The sequence below is a fragment of the Rathayibacter sp. AY1F2 genome (genome assembly GCF_002930885.1).
Taxonomy (GTDB): Bacteria; Actinomycetota; Actinomycetes; order Actinomycetales; family Microbacteriaceae; genus Rathayibacter.
In genome coordinates, this window is the sequence record NZ_PSVG01000010.1 from 67,205 (window position 1) to 88,142 (window position 20,938).

The window sequence follows — 20,938 nt, forward strand, 5'->3', positions numbered from 1 at the left end:
ACCCTGAAAGTCTGATCACGTCCGTCCGCCATGGCGCCACGCACCAGGCGAACCGGCGAAACGCGTGCCAGCGTTTCGTAGTAGCCGTCCGCACCCCGCTCCCCGGAACGCGTCACCTCCCGAGGCCGACCGCGCCTCGGCGGGCGGGGACCGCCGAGGAAAAAGACTCAGCCCCGTCCTGCGAGCGCGGCCGCGCCGAGGATGCCGGCGTTGTTGCGGAGCGCCGCCGGGATGATCGGGGTGCGCAGGTCGAGCAGCGGGAGGAACTCGTCGTGGTGCTTGGAGATGCCGCCGCCGACGATGAAGAGATCGGGCCAGAGCAGCGCCTCGAGGTGGGAGTAGTAGCGCTGCAGGCGCTTCGCCCAGTGCTTGTAGTCGAGGTCGTCGCGCTCCTTGGCGGCGAACGAGGCCTTCTTCTCGTAGTCGCCGCCGTGGATCTCGAGGTGGCCGAGCTCAGCGTTGGGGATGAGGATCCCGTCGTGGATCTGCGCCGTCCCGATGCCGGTGCCGAGGGTGGTCATGATGACCAGGCCCTCCTTGTCCTTCGCCGCTCCGAAGCGCGACTCGGCGTAGCCCGCCGCATCGGCGTCGTTCACGAAGAAGATGTTCCGGCCGATCGCGTCCTCGAACAGCTTCTCGGCCTCGAGGCCGATCCACTCGTCCGACACGTTCGCCGCCGACATCGTCCGTCCGTGGACGACGACGGCGGGGAAGCAGATGCCGACCGGGGTGTCCGAGGGCAGGTCCGGGATCTTCTCGAGGATCTGCTGGACGGTGGCGACGATGTCCTTCGGCGTGCCGCCCGGGGGAGTGGCGAGCTTCATCCGGTCGCTGAGCAGAGTGCCCGCGGCCAGGTCCACCGAGGCCCCCTTGATGCCCGTTCCCCCGATGTCGATTCCGATGGCGGTCGCCGCAGCAGTCATAGCGGCCATGCTAGCGAAGGGCGGGGGTGCGGACCGACGCGGGCTGCGGCGTAGGATCGCGGCATGGCTGACGGCGACGCGAACTCCTGGTGGTACAACCTCAAGGCCGGCACGGTGGAGCAGGGATTCGTGTCCCCCTCCGTCGACCGGGTGGGACCCTTCTCCTCTCGCGAGGAGGCGGAGCACGCCCTCGAGCGGCTGCACGAGAACAGCCGCAAGTGGGCCGAGGAGGACGCCGCCGAGGACCGCTGACCGCGGCTACTCGTAGCTGTGCTCGGCGCCGGGGTAGGCGCCGGACTCCACTTCGTCCCGGTACGCGGTGACCGCTCCGGTGAGCACGCCGCGCAGATCCGCGTACTGCTTCACGAAGCGGGGGATGCGGCCGGTGGTGAATCCGGCGAAATCCGTCCACACGAGCAGCTGTCCGTCGACGTGCGGTCCCGCTCCGACTCCGATCGTCGGGATGCGCAGCTCCTCCGTCACCTGACGTGCCGCGTCCGCGGGCACCATCTCGAGGACGACGGCGAACGCCCCTGCCTCCTGGACGGCGCGCGCGTCGGCGAGCAGCTGCTCGATGCCCTCGCCGCGCCCCTGGACCATGTGACCGCCGAGCCCGTGCTCGCTCTGCGGCGTGAAGCCGATGTGCGCCATCACGGGGATGCCCGCCTCGACGATGCGCCGGATCTGCTCGGCGGAGCGGACTCCGCCCTCGAGCTTCACCGCGTGCGCGTGCGTCTCCTTCATGAAGCGGAACGCCGTGTGCAGCGCGTCGTCGGCACCCGACTCGTAGGAGCCGAAGGGCATGTCGGCGACGACGAAGGCGCGCTCGACGGCTCCGGCGACGGCACGCGCCAGCGGGATGAGCTCGTCGACGGTGACGGGCAGAGTGGTGTCGTAGCCGAGCACCGTGTTGCCGGCGGAGTCGCCCACGAGGAGGAAGTCGATCCCGGCGTCGTCGAAGATCTTCGCCGTCAGCTGGTCGTAGCTGGTCAGCCCGGTGATGCGGACACCGGAGTCCTTCGCGTTCTGGAAGTGGCGGGTTCGAACGCGTTTCACGGGCTGCGCTGACATGGGCGCCAGTCTACGGCGCGCCTCGGGCGCCCCGCGGGCCCCGGTCGGAGGCAGTAGCCTGAGGGTCGAAACAGGAGGGGTCTGGATGGACAAGCAACGGGACTTCGTTCTTCGCACCATTGAAGAGCGAGGGATCAAATTCGTTCGCCTCTGGTTCACCGACGTCGTCGGCACGCTGAAGTCGGTCGCGATCGCGCCGGCCGAGGTGGAGGGCGCGTTCGCGGAGGGGCTCGGCTTCGACGGCTCCGCCATCGAGGGCCTCACCCGCTCCTTCGAGGCCGACGTCCTCGCGCATCCGGATCCGTCGACCTTCCAGATCCTCCCGTGGCGCGGAGAGATCGACCCGACGGCGCGGATGTTCTGCGACATCACCACGCCGGACGGCCAGCCCGCCGTCGCCGACCCGCGCAACGTGCTCAAGCGCACGCTGGCGAAGGCGGCCGAGCGCGGGTTCACCTTCTACACGCACCCCGAGATCGAGTTCTACCTCCTCAAATCGTCGTCCTTCGGCGCCGAGGGTCCGGAACCGGTCGACTCCGCCGGGTACTTCGACAACGTCCCCGGAGGCACGGCGCACGACTTCCGCCGCCGCTCCGTGCGCATGCTGGAGGATCTGGGCATCTCGGTCGAGTTCAGCCACCACGAGGCGGGCCCCGGCCAGAACGAGATCGACCTCCGCTACGCGGACGCGCTCACCACGGCCGACAACATCATGACCTTCCGCACCGTGATCAAGGAGGTGGCGATCGAGCAGGGCGTCTACGCGACGTTCATGCCGAAGCCGCTCTCCGGGCACCCCGGCTCGGGCATGCACACGCATCTCTCGCTCTTCGAGGGCGACGTGAACGTGTTCTACGAGCAGGGCGCCCAGTACCAGCTCTCGAAGCTCGGCCGTCAGTTCATCGCGGGCCTGCTCAAGCACGCCCCCGAGATCACCGCCGTGACGAACCAGTTCGTCAACTCCTACAAGCGGCTCTGGGGCGGCGACGAGGCGCCCAGCTACGTCTCGTGGGGCCACAACAACCGGTCCGCCCTCGTGCGCGTTCCGCTCTACAAGCCCAACAAGGGGCAGTCGTCGCGCATCGAGTACCGGGCGCTGGACTCCGCGGCGAACCCCTACCTGGCGTACTCGCTGCTCCTGGCGGCCGGGCTCAAGGGCATCGAGGAGGGCTACGAGCTCCCGGCCGAGGCCGAGGACAACGTGTGGGCCCTCTCGGACGCGGAGCGCCGGGCGCTCGGCTACGGCGCTCTGCCCGCCAGCCTCGACCGCGCCATCTCGCTGATGGAGGAGTCCGAGCTCGTGGCCGAGACGCTGGGCGAGCAGGTGTTCAACTTCGTGCTGCTCAACAAGCGGAAGGACTGGGCCGAGTACCGCGCCCAGGTCACGCCGTACGAGCTGCGCAGCAATCTCGAGATGCTCTGACGCCTCGGCCATGCCCCGTGAACGCTCCCTCCGCGATGTCGCACGCCTCGGCTTCGCCGCGCTCGGCGAGACCGGGGCGCGGCTGGCCGAGGCGGAGGAGCTCGCCGGGCGGCAGCTCGAGTCGGTGCTGCCCTCCTTCGCCCGGGTGGCGGACCCGGACGAGGCGCTGCTCGCTCTGATCGACCTGCTGCGGCGGCACCGCGACCGCATGGACGCGGTCCTCGCCGACGACGAGGCACTGACCCGGCTGCTTCTGGTGGTGGGGGCCTCCTCCGGCCTCGCCGACTTCCTCCAGCGCCGGCCCGACGAGCTGGCCAGCGTGCTCGAGCCGGTGCGCACGCTCCCCGGGCGCGCCGAGATGAAGGCCGAGCTGCTCGAGTCGGTCGGCGCCGTCGACGGCTTCTCGTCGCTCCGGGAGGAGGCGGGCTGGACGGCGCTGCGCGTCCGGTACCGCCGCCTCCTCACCAGGATCGTCGTCCACGATCTGAGCCAAGCCGACCCCGTCGCGGCGATCGACCGGGTGACGAGGGCGCTGGCCGACCTCGCCGGAGCCGCGCTGGAGGCGTCCCTCGCCGTGGCGCGGACCGAGCTGGTCGAGGGCACGGGCCCAGGCCGCTTCGGCCGGGACGAGGTCGCCGCCACCCGCTTCGCCGTCATCGGCATGGGCAAGGCGGGAGCGTCCGAGCTCAACTACGTCAGCGACGTCGACGTGATCTTCGTCGCCGAGGGCGACCCGGAGAAGGAGCTGACGAACGCCCGTGCGATCGACGTCGCCACCCGGCTCGCCGTGCTCCTCATGCGCGGGACCTCTGCGCTGGCGATGGAGCCGGAGCTCTGGGAGGTCGACCCGAACCTGCGCCCGGAGGGCAAGCAGGGCGCGCTCGTGCGCACCCTCGAGTCGCACATCACCTACTACGACCGGTGGGCGAAGAGCTGGGAGTTCCAGGCGCTGCTCAAGGCGCGTCCGCTCGCCGGCGACCAGGAGCTGGGGCGGGCGTACGTCGACGCGGTCGCGCCCAAGGTCTGGTCGAGCGCCTCCCGCGAGAACTTCGTCGAGTCGGTGCAGCGGATGCGGGAGCGGGTCACCGAGAACATCCCGCAGAACGACGTCCACTACCAGATCAAGCTCGGGCCCGGCGGCCTGCGCGACATCGAGTTCACGGTGCAGCTGCTCCAGCTCGTCCACGGGCAGACCGACGACGAGATCCGCATGCCCGGGACTCTCCTCGCCCTGGGCGCCCTCGCCGACCGCGGGTACATCGGCCGCTCCGCCGCCGAGGAGTTCGCGCAGGACTACCGGGCACTCCGGCTGCTCGAGCACCGCCTCCAGCTGCGGCGCCTTCGGCGTACGCACCTGATGCCGCGGGACGAGCACGAGCTGCGGACCCTCGCCCGCTCCAGCGGGCTCGCCCGCACGGCGGAGGAGCTGCTGAGCGTCTGGAACGGGATCAAGCACCGCGTCCGGGGCCTGCACGAGCGCCTGTTCTACCGTCCGCTGCTCTCCGCGGTCGCCGCGCTCTCCGACGGCGGTGCCGAGCTGTCCACCGGCCAGGCGGAGGCGCGCCTCGCCGCCATCGGCTTCGCAGACGCCCGCGGGGCGCTCGGTCACATCGCCGCGATGACCTCGGGCGTTTCGCGCCGCGCGAGCATCCAGCGCCACCTCGTGCCGGTGATGCTGCAGTGGTTCGCCGACGGACCGGACCCCGACTACGGCCTGCTCGCGTTCCGGCGCCTCAGCGACGCACTGGGCGGGACGCCCTGGTTCCTCCGGATGCTGCGCGACTCGTCCGGAGCCGCCAAGCGGCTCACCACGGTGCTCTCCGGATCGCGCTTCGTCGGCGAGCTGCTCGACCGCATCCCGGAGTCGGCGGCCTGGCTCGAGGACGACGACGCCCTCCGCCCCCGCAGCGCCGCCCAGCTCGCCGAGGAGGTGCGCGCCGTGCTCGCCCGGCACGAGACGCCCGACGCGGTCGCCTCGGTCCTCCGCTCGATGCGCCGGCGCGAGGTGCTGCGGACCGCCATGGGTGGCGTGCTCGGCCTCAGCTCGATCGAGGAGATCGCGACCAGCCTCACCGACATCATCAGCGCACTGCTGGGCGGCGTGCTCGCCGCCATCCGGCGCGGCAGTGCGACCCGGCCCGGCGCCGACGCGGAGTTCGCGATCATCGGCATGGGCCGGTACGGAGGGGCGGAGCTGGGGTTCGGCTCCGACGCCGACGTGATGTACGTCCAGCGACCCGGCACCGCCGAGCCGCACCAGGCCCAGCTCTACTCGCAGTTCGTCGTCGCCGAGCTGGTCCGGCTCACGGAGGACTCCCGCCTGCCACTTGATCTCGACGCCGACCTGCGGCCCGAGGGCAAGAACGGGCCGCTCGTGCGCTCCCTCGACTCCTACCGCGCCTACTACGCCCGCTGGTCGCTGACGTGGGAGGCGCAGGCGCTGCTCCGGGCGCGGGGAGTAGCGGGGGACCAGGCGCTCATCGAGGACTTCGAGGAGTTGGCCGACGGGGTCCGCTACCCGGGAGCGGTCTCCGACCGTGACATCCGCGAGGTGAAGCGGATCAAGGCACGGGTCGAGAGCGAGCGTCTGCCGCAGGGCGCCGACCCGCGCCGTCACCTCAAGCTCGGCCGCGGATCGCTGAGCGACGTCGAGTGGCTGGTGCAGCTCCTCCAGCTGCAGCACGCGCGGCGGACCCCGGCGCTCCGGACGACCTCGACCCTAACCGCCCTCGCGGTCGCGGAGGAGGAGGGCATGATCGGCCCGCAGGACGCGGATCGGCTGCGCGCCGCGTGGATCCTCGCGTCCCGTGTCCGCTCGGGCACCACGCTCTGGGGCAACCGCACCAGCGACGTCCTCCCGACCGACCGCCGGCAGCTCGAGGGCGTCGCGCGCCTGCTGGAGTACCCGGCCGGGTCCGCGACGGCGCTCGAGGACGACTACCTCGGCGTGACCCGCCGCTCCCGCGCGGTCTTCGAGCGCCTGTTCTACGGGCCGGCCGCGGGAGACGCTTCCTCCTACCGCTGACGCCCGCGCGCCGGGGACGGCGAAGGGCCGCCCCTCCGAGGAGGAACGGCCCTTCGGCAGTGCTGCGGGATCAGACCCCGTAGTACAGCTCGAACTCGAACGGGTGAGGACGCTGCGCGAGGGGCTTGATCTCCTTCTCGCGCTTGTACTCGATCCAGGTGTCGATGAGCTCCTGAGTGAACACGCCGCCCTGGAGGAGGAAGTCGTGGTCGGCTTCGAGGGCGTCGAGCGCCTCGCCCAGGGTCGCGGGGACCTGCGGGATGAGCTTCGCCTCCTCGGGAGGCAGCTCGTAGAGGTCCTTGTCGACCGGCTCGTGCGGCTCGATGCGGTTCTTGATGCCGTCGAGGCCCGCCATCAGCTGGGCGGCGAACGCGAGGTACGGGTTGCCGGAGGCGTCGGGCGCACGGAACTCGATGCGCTTGGCCTTCGGGTTCGTGCCCGTGATCGGGATGCGGATGGACGCGGAGCGGTTGCCGGCCGAGTAGACCAGGTTGACCGGCGCCTCGAAGCCCGGGATCAGGCGGTGGTACGAGTTGACCGTCGGGTTCGTGAACGCGAGGACGGCGGGGGCGTGCTTGAGCAGGCCGCCGATGTACCAGCGCGCCAGGTCCGAGAGACCGCCGTAGCCGTTCTCGTCGTAGAAGAGCGGCGTGCCGTCGTTCCACAGCGACTGGTGGGTGTGCATGCCCGAGCCGTTGTCGCCGAAGAGCGGCTTCGGCATGAACGTGGCGGTCTTGCCCCACTGCTCGGCCGTGTTCTTGACGATGTACTTGAACTTCAGGATGTCGTCCGCCGCGTGGACCATCGTGTCGAAGCGGTAGTTGATCTCGGCCTGGCCGCCGGTGCCCACCTCGTGGTGCGAGCGCTCGAGGATGAGGCCGGCGTCGATCAGCTTGAGGCAGATGTCGTCGCGGAGGTCGGCCTGCTTGTCGACGGGGCTCACCGGGAAGTAGCCGCCCTTGTAGGGCGTCTTGTTGCCGAGGTTGCCGCCCTCCTCGACGCGTCCCGAGTTCCAGGCGCCCTCGACCGAGTCGACGGAGTGGAACGCGGAGTTCTGCGTGATCTCGTAGCGGACGTCGTCGAAGATGTAGAACTCCGCCTCGGGAGCGAAGAACGCGGTGTCGGCGATGCCGGTCGACGCGAGGTACTTCTCGGCCTTCTTCGCGACCTGACGCGGGTCCTTGGAGTAGATCTCGCCGTTGCGCGGGTTGTAGATGTCGAAGACGAGGATCAGCGTGCGCTCGACGCGGAACGGGTCCACGTAGGCGGTGGTCACGTCAGGGATCAGCTGCATGTCCGATTCGTGGATGTTCGCGAATCCGCGGATCGAGGACCCGTCGAAGAGCTGACCGACGGAGAAGAACTCCTCATCGACAGTCGAGGCGGGGATGTTGAAGTGCTGCTGGACACCGGGGAGATCGGTGAACCGGATGTCGAGGAACTTGACGTCCGTGTCCTTGATGAACGAGAGCACCTCGGAAGAATCTTTAAACATGCAAAGGTCTCCAATGGCGTGACGGGGTGCTGCAGAGCGCAGCCGTTCCAGGGTAGTGACGGCGGGTTTCCCCACCGTGTCCCTGTTGTTTCCGACATGTTACGGGGCCGGTCCGGGGTCGGGCTCCACGTCGTCTGCCGGACCACCCGCTCCTCGGTCCGCTCCGAGACGCCGCGGATAGGATCGGAGGATGCCAGCCGCCGACCGCAGGACCTTCGCCGACGCCGCCCCGAGCTCGTACCCGGGGGAGCGTCTCGGCCTCCCCCGAGAGGGCCGCCTCTCGGTCGGACGGTCCGGCCGCCGCATCGCCGCCCTGGCCGTCGACTTCGCCGTCGCCGCTCTGCTGTCGCTCGCGTTCTTCGACTACGACCGCTGGGCGAGCCTGCTGCTGTTCGTCCTGCTGCAGGTCGTCTTCATCCCCACCATCGGCGGCAGCATCGGGCACCGCCTGCTCGGGATGCGCGTCATCCGTCTCGGCGGGGGCTGGGTCGGCGTGTGGCGTCCGATCGTGCGCTCTGTGCTGCTGGCCGTGCTGGTGCCGGCGCTCGTCTGGGACTCGGACCAGCGCGGCTTCCACGACAAGGTGGCCGGGACGGTTCTCGTCCGCTACTGACTCGCGCCGCAGACGCGACAGGCCGGCCGGGAGAGATCCCGACCGGCCTGTCGCGTCGTGCGTCAGCGCGATCGCTGAGGGCGCACCTTGAAGGGGTCGACGCCCTTCGGGATGGGCAGCGACGTGTTGAGCGAGGAGAGCCGGTTCTTCACCGCGAGGACCTCGGCCTTGGTGAGGACCTTCTTCGTCTTCGAGAGGCGGCTCGGCACCTTGTGCAGCGGAGTCGCATCGGCGTCGGAGCCGACGTGCACGAAGGTGACGGGGACGTTCGGCAGGATCCGCGACACCTTGCGCCGCTCGTCCTCGAGCATGCGCTTGGTCCGGGAGGCGGGGCCCTCCGCGATCAGCACGACGCCTCCGCGGCCGACGGCGCGGTAGACGGCGTCCTGGGTCTTACCGTTGACGGCGACGGGCATCTCCCCGCCGGTCCAGGTGCCGCGCAGTCCGCTTCGCAGGACGGCGCCGACCGCGCCGGGCTGCCCGGCGATCTGCCCGTAGGCGGCGCGCTCGGCGCGACGCGAGAGCACGGCGAGTCCGGCGACCAGGCCGGCCATCACGCCCACGATGATCCACAGCGCGATCACGAAGCCGTTGCCGTTGCCGAGCAGGATGCCGAGGAGCACGCCGAGCAGGATCGGGAGCAGGAGCGCGAGGAGGATGATCCAGACGGCGCTGCTGTCGTAGCGGCGGGTCATCTGGAACACCTGCCACATCTGCTTGAGACGTCCGGGTTCCTTGACCGCCCTCGTCGACGGTTCCGTGCTGCGTGCCATGACGTCAAGGATACCGAGCGGGAGCGCGGCGGCGGACCCCGGACGCGGATCCGACTCCTCCACAGAGGGCACGTGCGCCGATCCGTCCACCGATCGGGATCGACGGGCGTCCTCCGCCCCGACCTGCGGTCAGGCTCGCCTCATGACGAGCAGCGGGACGGCCCAGGGCCGGAGGATCGGCGGAGTGCGGACGGGGAGGCGGCGGACGCCTGCGCCGAATGCCGCACCGCCGGCCGAGCGGACGATGCGGCCGCGGGAGGCCGAGGCGCTACAGGTGTCGGCGGTGGCTCGGCTCGCCGAGCACCGCCACCGCGAACGCATCGTCCGGGTGGAGTCGTCTCCGAGGAGGCGCATCGTCTCGACCGCCCCTCCCGTCGTCGCCACACTCGAGAGGTTCCTGTGGGTCGAGCGGGGAATCGCACTCGGCGCCGCGGTCACCCTCCTCGCCCCCGTGGTGGGCGCGGTCCGGTCGGCCGCGCTCGAGGGAGCATGGCTGGCTCCGACGACGGACGACATCGGCCTGACGGAGGAGGGTCGGCCGCTGCTGCTGCTGACGACGCCCGCCGTCGACACCCCGCGTGCGGCGCGCGACGCGCTGCAGCGGGTCCTGGAGCGCCTCGGGATGCTCTGCCCGGAGCTGCCGGTCGCCGCCCTCGCGCGGCACCGCGACCTGCTGGCGCTGGAGGGCAACCTCTACGGACTCGCGGATCCGCAGGGGATAGGCGAGGCGGTGCGGGCGCTGCCGACGTCCGGCGCGGGTGCACGGGGTCGGGAGGCGGTGCCTGCTCCGGCTGCCCGGCATCGGCGGGTCCATCCGCTCGACGGCTGGCAGGACCGCCTCCGGGCGTTCGTCGTCCGGCGTCGGGGACCGCTCTCGGTCGGGACGGCGATCGTGCTGGGAGCGGTGCTCGCCGGTTCGCTCGCGGGCGGGCCCGATCGGCAGGTGCAGGATGCGGAGGCGTCGACCGCAGCCGCGCCCGTTCCGGCTCGGTCGGCTCCGCCGGCGGTGGCGACCGCGGCACCGCCGGCTCCGGTCGCGGCGACCTCACTCGACGCCGAGCAGGCGGCGGAGGTGCTGATCGACGCGGTGCGCGCGTGCGGGGACCGGGGGTGCGCCCGCGGTCTGGTCACGGCGGACTCGCCGCTCGGCGACGCAGCGGACGGCCCCGCCTCCGCTGTCCCGGCGACGGGGGAGGCGTCGGCCGTCCTCGTCGACGTGAACGGGGCATCGGCGGTCGTGCACCTCCGGACGGCCCCGGGGACGACAGCGGCCTCCGTCCTGATCATCAGGACGGAGGCCGGCTGGCTCATCCGCGACGTCTACACCGGAGCGGCCTCGTGAGAGGCGCGCTCAGGGGGAGCGTCTCAGATGCCGAGGTCGTTCTCGAACGAGCCCTCCTCGAGGCGCTCCTTGATCGCGACCAGGAAGCGCGCCGCGTCGGCTCCGTCGACCGTGCGGTGGTCGTACGAGAGCGCGAGGAAGACGGTCGAGCGGATCGCGATGGCGTCAGCACCGTCCACCTGCACGACGGCCGGCTTCTTGGTGACGATGCCGGTGCCGAGGATCGCGGTCTGCGGCAGGAACACGACGGGAGTGTCGAACAAGGCCCCGCGCGAACCGGTGTTGGTCAGCGTGAAGGTGCCGCCGGCGAGCTCGTCGGGCTTCAGCTTGTTGTTGCGGGTGCGCTCGGCCAGGTCTCCGATGGTGGAGGCGATCTGCGCGAGGTTCAGCTCGGACGCGTTCTTGAGGACCGGGGTCAGCAGGCCGCGCTCGGTGTCGACAGCGATGCTGATGTTCTCGTGGTCCGGGTAGACGATCGACTCGCCGTCGAGGGTCGAGTTGATCACCGGGTAGGCCTTGAGCGCCTCGGCCGCCGCGAGGGCGAAGAACGGGAGGAAGGACAGCTTGGCGCCGGTCTTCTCCTGGAAGCTCTTCTTGACCGAGTCGCGGAAGCGGGCGACCGCCGTGACGTCGACCTCGATGACCGAGGTGAGCTGGGCGCTCGTCTGCATCGACTCGACGGCGCGCTGCGCGAGGACCTTGCGCAGGCGCGACATCGGCTGCGTGGTGCCGCGGAGGGGGGAGGTCTCGAGCGGGGTGCGCGCGGCCTTGGCGGCGGCGGCGGCGGGCGCCGAGACCGGGGCGGCCGGAGCCGACTTGGCGGCCTCGACCGCGTCGAGGACGTCCTGCTTGCGGATGCGGCCGCCGAGAAGCCCGCCGCCCCCGAGGCCGCGGCCGGGGCCGGCTCGGGCTCGGCCGGGGCGGGGGCCTCGGCGTCGCTCTCGGCGTCGACCGACGGGGTCGCCTCGTCGGTGGCCTCGGTCTCGGCGGCCTGGACCTCGGGGGCCTCCTCGGCGGGAGCCTCGGGCTCGGACGCCGACGCGGCTCCGGAGCCGTCGCCGATGCGCACCAGCTCGGCGCCGACCTCGACGGTCTCGTCCTCCTGGACGAGGATCTCCTCGATCACTCCCGCGACGGGCGACGGGATCTCGGTGTCGACCTTGTCGGTCGAGACCTCGAGCAGGGGCTCGTCCACCTCGACGCGGTCCCCGACGTTCTTCAGCCAGCGGGTGACCGTTCCTTCCGTGACACTCTCTCCGAGTGCCGGGAGGCTGACGGATTCGCTCATGAGCCTGTCTCCTTAAGACGCTTGTGTTTCGATGTCCAGCTTACTGATGCGGAAGCGGCGGATCGCCGCACCGCAGTGGTTCTACAGGGCGTGCAGCGGCTTCCCTGCCAGAGCGAGGTGCGCCTCGCCGAGCGCCTCGTTCTGAGTGGGGTGCGCGTGCACGAGGGGCGCGACGTCCTCGGGGTGCGCCTCCCAGTTCACGATGAGCTGAGCCTCGCCGATCAGCTCGCCGACGCGGGCTCCGACCATGTGCACGCCGACGACGGGGCCGTCGACCAGGCGCACGACCTTCACGGAGCCGGTGGTCCCGATGATCGTGCTCCGGGCGTTGCCGCCGAGGCCGTAGTCGTACACGGCGACGCGCTCGGCGCCGTACTCGGCGATCGCGCGGGCCTCGCCGAGGCCGACGGAGGCCACTTCGGGGTCGCTGTAGGTCACCTTCGGGACGTTGACGTCCGAGACGACCTGCGGGCCCAGACCGGCGATCTCCTCCGCGACGAAGATCCCCTGCTGGAAGCTCCGGTGCGCGAGCTGGAGCCCCGGCACGATGTCGCCCACGGCGTACACGCCGGGGACGGAGGTCTGCAGGCGCTCGTCGGTCAGCACGTAGCCGCGGTCGAGGCGGACCCCGGCCTCCTCGAGGCCGATGCCTGCGGTCACCGGGCCGCGGCCGACGGCGACCAGCAGGATCTCGCCCTCCACCGTGGCGCCGCTCTCGAGCGACACGGAGACGCCGCCCTCGCTCTGCGAGACCGACGCGACGCGGGATCCCAGCTGGAAGGCGATGCCCCGCTTGCGGAAGGCGCGCTCCAGCTGCTTGCTGACGCTCTCGTCCTCATTGGGAACGAGGTGGGGGAGGGCCTCGACGATCGTGACCTCGGCGCCGAACGAGCGCCAGACGCTCGCGAACTCGACGCCGATCACTCCGCCGCCGAGGACGACGACGCTCGCGGGCACGTGGTCGAGCTCGAGAGCCTGGTCGCTCGTCAGGATCCGGCCGCCGATCTCGATGCCGGGGAGGGTGCGGGAGGCGGACCCGGTGGCGACGACGACCGACGCGCCGTGGAGCAGGTGCTCGCCGACCGTCACGGTGCCCGGCGCGGTGAGGCGGCCGTCGCCGGTCACGACCGTGATGCCGCGCGAGGACACGAGGCTCTGGAGCCCCTTGTACTTGCCGGCGACGACGCCCTCGCGGTAGCGCGTGACGCCCGCCATGTCGATCCCGGTGAAGCTCGAGAGCACGCCGTACTTCTCTCCCTCGCGGGCGCCGTCCGCCAGCTCGGCGGCGTGCAGCAGGGCCTTGGTGGGCACGCATCCCCGGTGCAGGCAGGTGCCGCCGAGCTTGTCGCGCTCCACGAGCGCGACGCTCATCCCGAGCTGCGTCGCCCGGAGGGCCGCCGCGTACCCGCCGCTGCCACCTCCGAGCACGACCAGGTCGTAGCGCTCTTCCGACACCCAGTGACTCCCTCGCGACGTGCGGTCCCGCTTCCCGGCCGACCGGCTCCGGCGCTGAGCGCCGAGCGGATCGGGAGGGGGGACGAGGCGGGATCTCCCGCCCCGTCGACCCTACTACGCGCTCGCGAAGCCCTCGGCCAGGGCGATCAGCGCGCGCACCGAGACCCCCGTGGCGCCGGCTCCGGTGAAGCCGTAGCCGCCGCCTCCGTTGCTCGAGGGGCCGGCGATGTCGAGGTGCGCCCACGGGATCGTGGTCGCGTCCTCGCCCTCGCCGCGCTTCCCGACGAACTCGCGGAGGAAGTGGCCGGCGAGGAGCATGCCGCCGGCGGTGTTGCCCGGCTTGACGTTCGCGATGTCGGCGATGTCCGAGTTCAGCAGCGGTCGCAGCTCCGCGGGGAGGGGCATCTGCCAGAAGGGCTCTCCCGCCGCGCGGGCGGCGTCGAGGACGCGGGAGACCAGCTCGTCGTCGCCCAGAGCGCCGACGGTCCGGTTGCCGAGGGCGACCACGGAGGCGCCGGTCAGCGTCGCGACGTCGATGATCGCATCGGGCTGCTCCTCGCTGGCGGCGACGAGGCCGTCGGCAAGCACCAGTCGGCCCTCGGCGTCGGTGTTCAGCACCTCCACCGTGGTCCCGCCGCGCACGGTGAGCACGTCGTCCGGGCGGATCGCGGTCCCGGAGGGGAGGTTCTCGGCGATGCAGAGCCAGGCGGTCGCGCGGAGCGGGAGGCCGAGCTCCGCGATGGCGCGCACGACGGCGTACACGGTCGCCGCGCCCGCCATGTCGGTCTTCATCCCGATCATCGAGGCCGGCGGCTTGAGCGAGAGTCCGCCGCTGTCGAAGGTGATGCCCTTGCCGACCAGGGCGAGGTGGGTGCTCGCGCCCTCGGGCGCGTAGGCGACCTTCACGAGGCGGGGCGGGCGGGAGGAGCCGCTGCCGACTCCGAGGATGCCGCCGAACCCCTCCTCCGCGAGGGCCTCCTCGTCCCAGACGGTGACCTCGAGGGGCAGTCCCTCTGCGCCGGTCTGCACGGCCTCGGCCAGCGTCTGCGGGTAGAGGTGCGACGGGGGAGTGTTGACGAGGTCCTTCACCATGCCGACCGCGCGGCCGAGCACGAGCGCCCGGTCCAGGACGGCGGGGTCGGCCGACTCGCCGCCGCCCAGCAGGACGACGTGCTCGACGGGCGCCTTCGCCGCGGCGGCGGTGCTGCCGCGGAAGGCGGTGAAGGAGTAGGAGCCGAGCGCGGCGCCCTCGGCGACCGCGGCGAGCGTGCCGTCGGAGCCGGCGGGGAGGGAGAGGGCCACGGAGGCGGACCCCGCGAGCAGGCGGACGGCGGCGCCCGCGGCGTTCCGCAGCGCGGTGTCGTCGGGCTCCGCCGAGCCGAGGCCGACGAGGACGATCACTCCGGCACGGACCGAGGACGGCACGCGCACGAGCGTCTCGGCCGCGCCGGTCGCGCCGAGCGCGCTCAGCGCGGGGGCCAGCTCCTCGAAGCCCTCCGCGCCGACGAGCCGGGGACCGTCGGGTCCCGGGGCGACGCCGAGGACGAGGGCGTCGGTGTCGATGTCGGAGGCGGGAACGGTCGAGTACTCGAGAGAGGAGAGGGGCATGGCGGCAATGCTAGGCGCTGTTCGCTGAGGGCTCAGCGGACCCGGCCGGGGCGCCGGGACCCCCGTTTAGACTGGACGCATGCTGGATCCGGAAGACCTGTTCGAGATCGAGGGCGACCTCTCCGAGATCCCGCGCGGGCTGCACCTCGTCGCGGGCCTGACCGGCTCGGCCGACGCCGGGGGAGCGGTGGGGCAGCTGGGGGAGTACCTCTTCGAGACCCTCGAGCACCGCGGGGTCGCGGTCTTCGACCAGGATCAGCTGCTCGACTACCGGGCCCGCCGCCCCATCATCACGTTCGACCAGGACCACCTGACCGACTACCGTCCTGCGATGCTCCGGCTCTCGCTCGCGCACGACGAGCTGCGCCAGCCGTTCCTCCTGCTCACCGGCTTCGAGCCCGACTTCCAGTGGGAGCGGTTCACCCGCGCGGTGGTCTCCCTCCTCGAGCGGCTCGACGTCGCCTCGACCACGTGGGTCCAGGCGATCCCGATGCCCGTGCCGCACACCCGGCCCGTCGGCGTCACCGTGAGCGGCAACCGCGAGGACCTGATCGAGGCGATGTCGGTCTGGAAGCCGCACACGCAGGTGCCCTCGAACGTCCTCCACCTGCTCGAGCTGCGCCTCTACGAGCGCGGTCTGACCGTGGTCGGCTTCGCGCTGCTCATCCCCCACTACCTGTCGGACACCGAGTACCCGCAGGCGGCGGTCGCGGCGCTCGAGAGCATCTCGGCGTCGACCGGCCTCATCTTCCCGACGGACCGCCTGCGCGAGAGCGGGCGGGAGTTCCTCGGCAAGGTCGACGAGCAGGTCGGCGGCAACGACGAGCTGCAGAAGCTGGTCTCGGCCCTCGAGGCGCGGCACGACACCTACATGGAGGGGACGAGCCTCCGCTCGCCGCTCACCGACGAGGACGGCTTCGTGCCCAGCGCCGACGCGATCGCCGCCGAGCTCGAGAAGTTCCTCGCGATCCGCCGCCCGGGCGAGGAGCCCACCGCCTCCTGAGCGGCCGTAGGATCGGACGAGTGCGTGATCGTCGAGCCTGGTTCGTCTTCGGTGCCGGAGCGTTCGCCTACCTCGTCGCGGTCCTGGACCGCACGACGCTGGGCGTCGCAGGAGTGGACGCCGCGGAGCGGTTCGGGGTGGCCGCCGCCGTCCTCTCGTCGCTCGCCGTCGTCCAGCTGATCGTCTACGCCGGGATGCAGATCCCGGTCGGGATCCTCATCGACCGGTTCGGCCCGCGGACCCTGATCCTCTCGGGCACGGCCCTGATGATGGCGGGCCAGGTCGTGGTCGCGATCGCGCCGGGCATCGGCGTCGCGATCGTCGGGCGGATCCTGCTGGGAGCGGGGGACGCCGCGATCTTCACCTCCGTGATCCGCCTCACGGTCACCTGGTTCAGCGGACCGATCGTGCCGCAGCTCTCGCAGTGGATCGGCAACATCGGCCAGGTGGGCCAGATCCTCTCCGCACTCCCGTTCGCGGCGATCCTCCACACGTTCGGCTGGGAGCCCGCGTTCCTCAGCGCCGCCGGCCTCGGGGCCGTGTCCTTCCTCGGCGTGCTCCTCCTGGTCGCCGACGTTCCGCCGCGCACCGAGCCGATCACGGTGGTGCCCCCGACGCTCCGGGCGACGATCGCGCAGCTCGGAGTGAGCCTGCGCCGGCCGGGGACGCAGCTCGGCTTCTGGTCGCACTTCGTCACGCAGTCCTCCGGCACGGTCTTCACGCTCCTCTGGGGCTACCCCTTCCTCGTCTACGCGATCGGTCTGCCGCCGACCGTCGCCGCGCCGACCCTCACGATCGTCGTGATCGCGGGGATCGTCGTCGGGCCGGTACTCGGCGTCCTGACCGCCCGCCACCCCATGCGCCGCAGCAACCTCGTGCTCGGGATCGTCTCGGCGATGGCGGTCGCCTGGACCGTCGTGCTGCTCTGGCCCGGCATCCCGCCGTACTGGCTCGTGGTGCTGCTCCTGATCGTCGTCGGAGCGGGCGGCCCCGGCTCCATGATCGGGTTCGACTTCGCCCGCACGTTCAACCCCTCGCGGAGCCTCGGCGCGGCGAACGGAGTCGTCAACGTGGGCGGGTTCCTGGCCAGCTTCACGATGATGTTCGCGATCGGCCTGATCCTCGACGCACTGGCCGGTCCCGGTGCCTCCTCCGAGCAGACCTACTCGCTCGAGCAGTTCCGCCTGGCGTGGTGCGTGCAGTACGTGGTGGTCGGCGCCGGAGTCGTCGGACTCGTCGTCGCGCGCCGCCGGACCCGCCGCCGCCTGGCCGAGGACGAGGGAATAACCGTGGCCCCTCTCTGGGTTGCACTGAGTGACCGGATGCGCCGCGGCCGCGCGGGGCGCTGACGGTCGTCCGTCGATCCGCCCTTCTGCAGACGCGATGTCCCAGCGGAACGGCCCGGATCCCGCCGGATCGAGCCCCACTCGCACCGCACCGCACGGCTGCACTACTCAGACGTGCAATAATTGTCAATAGGACCCGTTCGGGTCGAGGAGCACCAGGCCCACGTCGGGCGTGCGACGTCCTCGACTTGACATGGGTCCTCGTAATGCCCACCGACGGACGACGCCTTCCCGCGCCGCCCGCCCCCGGGACGCAACGGATGGAGAGGTGCCGCCATGGCCACCAGAGCTACCAAGACCGCAACGCTCGACGCCGTCGACGACGACGTGACGACGACCACCAAGAAGCCCGCGACGCGCAAGCCCGCGGCGAAGACCACGGCGGCCAAGACCACCGCGGCCAAGACGACCCGCTCGCGCGCCACGACCAAGGCCGCCGCTCCCGCCGACACCGAGGAGGAGCCGACCGACGCCGTCGAGCCCGACGAGGCGGCGGAGGAGGAGGAGACCGAGGTCGTCGCCGAGGACACCGAGACCGACGCGAAGGACGACGCGGAGACGCCGGAGGCCCCGGCCGCCGCTGCCGTCGCCGCTCCGGCCGAGCCGCTCCCGAGCGGTGCGCTCGTCCTGTCGTTCGGCGGAGAGGACGACGAGGTCCCGGTCTACTCGACCGCGATCACCGGCGCCACCGCCGACCCGGTCAAGGACTACCTGAAGCAGATCGGCAAGGTCGCGCTCCTGAACGCGGCCGAGGAGGTCGAGCTCGCGATGCGCATCGAGGCCGGCCTGTTCGCCGAGGACAAGCTCGCCAACTCGACCGACCTCAGCCCGGAGCTCGTCCGCGAGCTGCGCTGGGTCGCGAAGGACGGCCAGCGCGCGAAGAGCCACCTGCTCGGAGCGAACCTCCGGCTCGTCGTCAGCCTCGCGAAGCGCTACACCGGTCGCGGGATGCAGTTCCTCGACCTCATCCAGGAGGGCAACCTGGGCCTCATCCGTGCGGTCGAGAAGTTCGACTACACCAAGGGCTTCAAGTTCTCGACCTACGCCACGTGGTGGATCCGCCAGGCGATCACCCGCGCGATGGCCGACCAGGCCCGCACCATCCGCATCCCGGTGCACATGGTCGAGGTCATCAACAAGCTGGCCCGCGTGCAGCGCCAGATGCTCCAGGACCTGGGCCGCGAGCCCACGCCCGAGGAGCTCTCGCGCGAGCTCGACATGACCCCCGAGAAGGTCATCGAGGTGCAGAAGTACGGGCGCGAGCCGATCTCGCTGCACACGCCCCTGGGCGAGGACGGCGACAGCGAGTTCGGCGACCTCATCGAGGACACCGAGGCGGTCGTCCCGGCCGACGCCGTAGGCTTCACCATGCTGCAGAAGCAGCTGGAGTCGCTGCTCGACTCGCTCTCGGAGCGCGAGGCCGGCGTGATCCGCATGCGCTTCGGCCTCGGCGACGGCATGCCGAAGACGCTCGACCAGATCGGCGACACCTTCGGCGTGACGCGCGAGCGCATCCGTCAGATCGAGTCCAAGACGATGGCCAAGCTCCGCCACCCGTCCCGCTCGCAGTCGCTCCGCGACTACCTCGAGTAGGCCGGTGATCCGCTACGCGCCGGCGGTCCTCCTCGGGAGGGCCGCCCGGTTCGCCGCGCGGGTCCGGAAGCCCGGCGGGGGATCCGCCGTGCCCGGACTCGTGGTGAACCGTGTCGCGCCCGGATTCCTGCCCGCGGTGCTCGACGGATTCCGGGACGGCCTCGTGGTCGTCACGGGATCGGCGGGCAAGTCGACCACGACCAAGATGCTGGTCGCGGTGCTCCGCGCGCACGGGCTCCGGGTCTTCACCAACCCCTCGACGGCCAACATCGCCCAGGGGCTGACCTCCGCGCTCCTGGAGCGGGCGGACCTCCGCGGACGGATCGACGCCGACATCGCCGTCCTCGAGATGGACGAGGGTCACGGCGCGCGCCTCGCGCCCCGGATGCGCCCCCGCGTCGTCCTGCTGACGAACGTGGTGGTCGACCAGATCGACCGCTTCTTCGACCCGGCCATGGTCGCCCGGATGCTCGGCACCATCGCCTCCCGCGCGACCGGTCCCGTCGTGCTGAACGCCGACGACCGCCACGTCGCCGATGTCGCGACCTCCCTCCCCGACGAGCGGATCCGCTGGTACGGCGTCTCCTCCTCCATCCGCGACTCCGCGTCCGGCGGTCTCGGCTACGCCGCAGAGGCGGAGGCCGGGACCGACCGTGCGACCACCGTCGTCGAGAGCACGACGGGAGCGGCCGCGCGCATCATCAGCGACGGCGACCCGCTCGAGGTCCGGCTCCCCGCACGGGGCGTCCACTACGCGGTGGACGCCGCAGCGGCCGTCTCCACGGCCCGCGCCGTGCTCGCTGAGCGCTTCGACCCGGCCCTCGCCGCCTCCGCGCTCTCGAGCATCGACCCCGTCTTCGGGCGGGGCGAGATCGTCACCGTGCGCGGCCACGAGGTCGAGTTCGTCCTGGTCCAGAACCCGGCGAGCTACCGCCTGAACATCGCGGAGATCCCCGAGGGGACCGAGCAGATCATGCTCGCGATCGGCTCCGACGTCCGAGACCCCTCCTACTTCTGGCCCGTGGACACCTCCGTGCTCGGGCACGTCAGAGTCGTCTCGGGGTCGAAGGCGCACGAGGCGGCGCTGCACCTGCGCTACGACGGCGTGCGCGTCGACTCCGTCGACGAGGACCTGGGTCGCGCGCTCGACGCGTTCCTCGCTCTGCCGACCCCCGCCTCCGGCCGGAAGACCATCGTCTTCTCGGCGGATTCGATGCGCCGCACCCGTGCGCACCTGCAGCTCGTCACCAACCGCGAGGAGACCGCGTGACCACCCTCCGCATCGCCGTGCTCGCTCCCGACGTCCTGGACAGCAACGGCGACGCGGCGAACGCCCGGGTCCTCGCGGCTCGGGCGCGCTGGTCGGGCGTCGAGGCGGAGGTGGTGCCGCTGGCGACCGCCTCCGACGCCGAGGTCCGTCCGGACGTCCTGGTCGCCGGGACGGGAGCGGACGAGGACCTCCCGGGCGTCCTGGCTCTCCTCCACGAGATCGCGCCGACGCTGCGGGCCTGGGTCGACCAGGGCACCCAGGTGGTCGCGGTCGGAGCCGGCTGGGAGATGCTGGCCGGTTCGATCAGCACGGCCGCGGGCGGAGCCCAGGGGATCGGGCTGTTCCCCGGAGACTCGGTCACGGGCGAGCGCGCGACCGACGACCTCCTCGTCGAGACGCCGGGCGGCGTCCTCATCGGCTTCGAGAACCACGAGCGCCGGATGACCGGGATCGCGCCCGAGCACGCGCTCGGCCGAGTGCTGCACGGCACCGGCGACGGCGCCGGCCACGAGGGCTACGCGGAGGGAGGCCTTCTGGGCACGCACCTGCACGGCCCCGTCCTCGCGAAGAACCCCTCGCTCGCGGACGCGATCCTGCGGCGCGCCCTCGGCGACGCCTACTCCCCGTCGGACGAGCGTCTCCGCCTGGTCGATGAAACGGCACGAGCCGCTCGCGATGTGATCGCGAAGCGGCTCGGTGTCGGTCGGTAG

The 20,938-nt window shown here is 71.6% G+C and carries 16 protein-coding genes and 1 pseudogene; 10 read left to right on the forward strand and 7 right to left on the reverse strand.

Annotated features, from left to right (window positions below; genetic code table 11):
* Window positions 1–167: 167 nt before the first annotated feature.
* Window positions 168–923, reverse strand: a complete 756-nt coding sequence (gene ppgK / locus C5C54_RS09825) for a polyphosphate--glucose phosphotransferase (RefSeq protein ID WP_104239180.1) — start codon at window positions 921–923, stop codon at window positions 168–170.
* Between the two features lie 63 nt (window positions 924–986).
* Here ppgK and C5C54_RS09830 point away from each other — a divergent pair, with 63 nt between their 5' ends.
* Window positions 987–1,175, forward strand: a complete 189-nt coding sequence (locus C5C54_RS09830; RefSeq protein ID WP_104223671.1) for an SPOR domain-containing protein — start codon at window positions 987–989, stop codon at window positions 1,173–1,175.
* Window positions 1,176–1,181: 6 nt separating this feature from the next.
* On the opposite strand, the gene panB is transcribed toward C5C54_RS09830, so the two are convergent.
* Entirely contained in the window at window positions 1,182–1,994 is an 813-nt protein-coding gene (gene panB, locus C5C54_RS09835) for a 3-methyl-2-oxobutanoate hydroxymethyltransferase (protein ID WP_104288256.1), read from the reverse strand.
* Between the two features lie 85 nt (window positions 1,995–2,079).
* Between panB and C5C54_RS09840 the strand changes: the two genes are divergently transcribed.
* The gene (locus tag C5C54_RS09840; protein WP_068253236.1) at window positions 2,080–3,417 is read left to right on the forward strand and encodes a glutamine synthetase family protein; all 1,338 of its coding nucleotides are present in this window, start codon (window positions 2,080–2,082) and stop codon (window positions 3,415–3,417) included.
* A 10-nt stretch (window positions 3,418–3,427) separates the two neighbouring features.
* Complete coding sequence (locus C5C54_RS09845; protein ID WP_104273170.1) at window positions 3,428–6,442, forward strand: bifunctional [glutamine synthetase] adenylyltransferase/[glutamine synthetase]-adenylyl-L-tyrosine phosphorylase; 3,015 nt, start codon at window positions 3,428–3,430, stop codon at window positions 6,440–6,442.
* A gap of 70 nt (window positions 6,443–6,512) precedes the next feature.
* On the opposite strand, the gene glnA is transcribed toward C5C54_RS09845, so the two are convergent.
* The gene (glnA, locus tag C5C54_RS09850) at window positions 6,513–7,937 is read right to left on the reverse strand and encodes a type I glutamate--ammonia ligase (protein WP_104223668.1); all 1,425 of its coding nucleotides are present in this window, start codon (window positions 7,935–7,937) and stop codon (window positions 6,513–6,515) included.
* A gap of 190 nt (window positions 7,938–8,127) precedes the next feature.
* Here glnA and C5C54_RS09855 point away from each other — a divergent pair, with 190 nt between their 5' ends.
* Window positions 8,128–8,550, forward strand: coding sequence for an RDD family protein (locus tag C5C54_RS09855; RefSeq protein WP_104223667.1), 423 nt, complete (start codon window positions 8,128–8,130; stop codon window positions 8,548–8,550).
* A gap of 62 nt (window positions 8,551–8,612) precedes the next feature.
* On the opposite strand, the gene C5C54_RS09860 is transcribed toward C5C54_RS09855, so the two are convergent.
* On the reverse strand, window positions 8,613–9,323 hold the full coding sequence (locus C5C54_RS09860) for a DUF4191 domain-containing protein (protein WP_104288274.1): 711 nt from the start codon (window positions 9,321–9,323) through the stop codon (window positions 8,613–8,615).
* 274 nt (window positions 9,324–9,597) lie between these two features.
* Here C5C54_RS09860 and C5C54_RS09865 point away from each other — a divergent pair, with 274 nt between their 5' ends.
* A complete protein-coding gene (locus C5C54_RS09865; protein ID WP_104288257.1) occupies window positions 9,598–10,665 on the forward strand; it encodes a hypothetical protein in 1,068 nt (355 codons plus the stop codon).
* Between the two features lie 23 nt (window positions 10,666–10,688).
* Here the strand turns inward: C5C54_RS09865 and C5C54_RS09870 are convergent.
* The 3 genes and pseudogenes from C5C54_RS09870 to C5C54_RS09880 form a co-directional block, all read right to left on the reverse strand.
* A pseudogene (locus tag C5C54_RS09870) lies at window positions 10,689–11,953 on the reverse strand (2-oxo acid dehydrogenase subunit E2).
* Window positions 11,954–12,034: 81 nt separating this feature from the next.
* Window positions 12,035–13,408, reverse strand: a complete 1,374-nt coding sequence (lpdA, locus tag C5C54_RS09875) for a dihydrolipoyl dehydrogenase (protein WP_104288258.1) — start codon at window positions 13,406–13,408, stop codon at window positions 12,035–12,037.
* Window positions 13,409–13,522: 114 nt separating this feature from the next.
* The gene (locus tag C5C54_RS09880; protein ID WP_104288259.1) at window positions 13,523–15,016 is read right to left on the reverse strand and encodes a leucyl aminopeptidase; all 1,494 of its coding nucleotides are present in this window, start codon (window positions 15,014–15,016) and stop codon (window positions 13,523–13,525) included.
* Window positions 15,017–15,095: 79 nt separating this feature from the next.
* Between C5C54_RS09880 and C5C54_RS09885 the strand changes: the two genes are divergently transcribed.
* From C5C54_RS09885 to C5C54_RS09905, 5 genes are all read left to right on the forward strand, one after another.
* Complete coding sequence (locus C5C54_RS09885) at window positions 15,096–16,019, forward strand: proteasome assembly chaperone family protein (protein ID WP_104261521.1); 924 nt, start codon at window positions 15,096–15,098, stop codon at window positions 16,017–16,019.
* 20 nt (window positions 16,020–16,039) lie between these two features.
* A complete protein-coding gene (locus C5C54_RS09890) occupies window positions 16,040–17,368 on the forward strand; it encodes a nitrate/nitrite transporter (RefSeq protein WP_104288260.1) in 1,329 nt (442 codons plus the stop codon).
* A gap of 273 nt (window positions 17,369–17,641) precedes the next feature.
* A complete protein-coding gene (locus tag C5C54_RS09895) occupies window positions 17,642–18,958 on the forward strand; it encodes an RNA polymerase sigma factor (protein WP_104232561.1) in 1,317 nt (438 codons plus the stop codon).
* A gap of 4 nt (window positions 18,959–18,962) precedes the next feature.
* Window positions 18,963–20,228: a Mur ligase family protein gene (locus C5C54_RS09900; RefSeq protein ID WP_104288261.1), complete on the forward strand. Its 1,266-nt coding sequence runs from the start codon at window positions 18,963–18,965 to the stop codon at window positions 20,226–20,228.
* Window positions 20,225–20,938 carry a type 1 glutamine amidotransferase gene (locus C5C54_RS09905; protein ID WP_146078817.1) on the forward strand — a complete coding sequence of 238 codons (714 nt, stop codon included), beginning with the start codon at window positions 20,225–20,227 and terminating at the stop codon, window positions 20,936–20,938. Before C5C54_RS09900 ends, C5C54_RS09905 begins: the two co-directional genes overlap by 4 nt.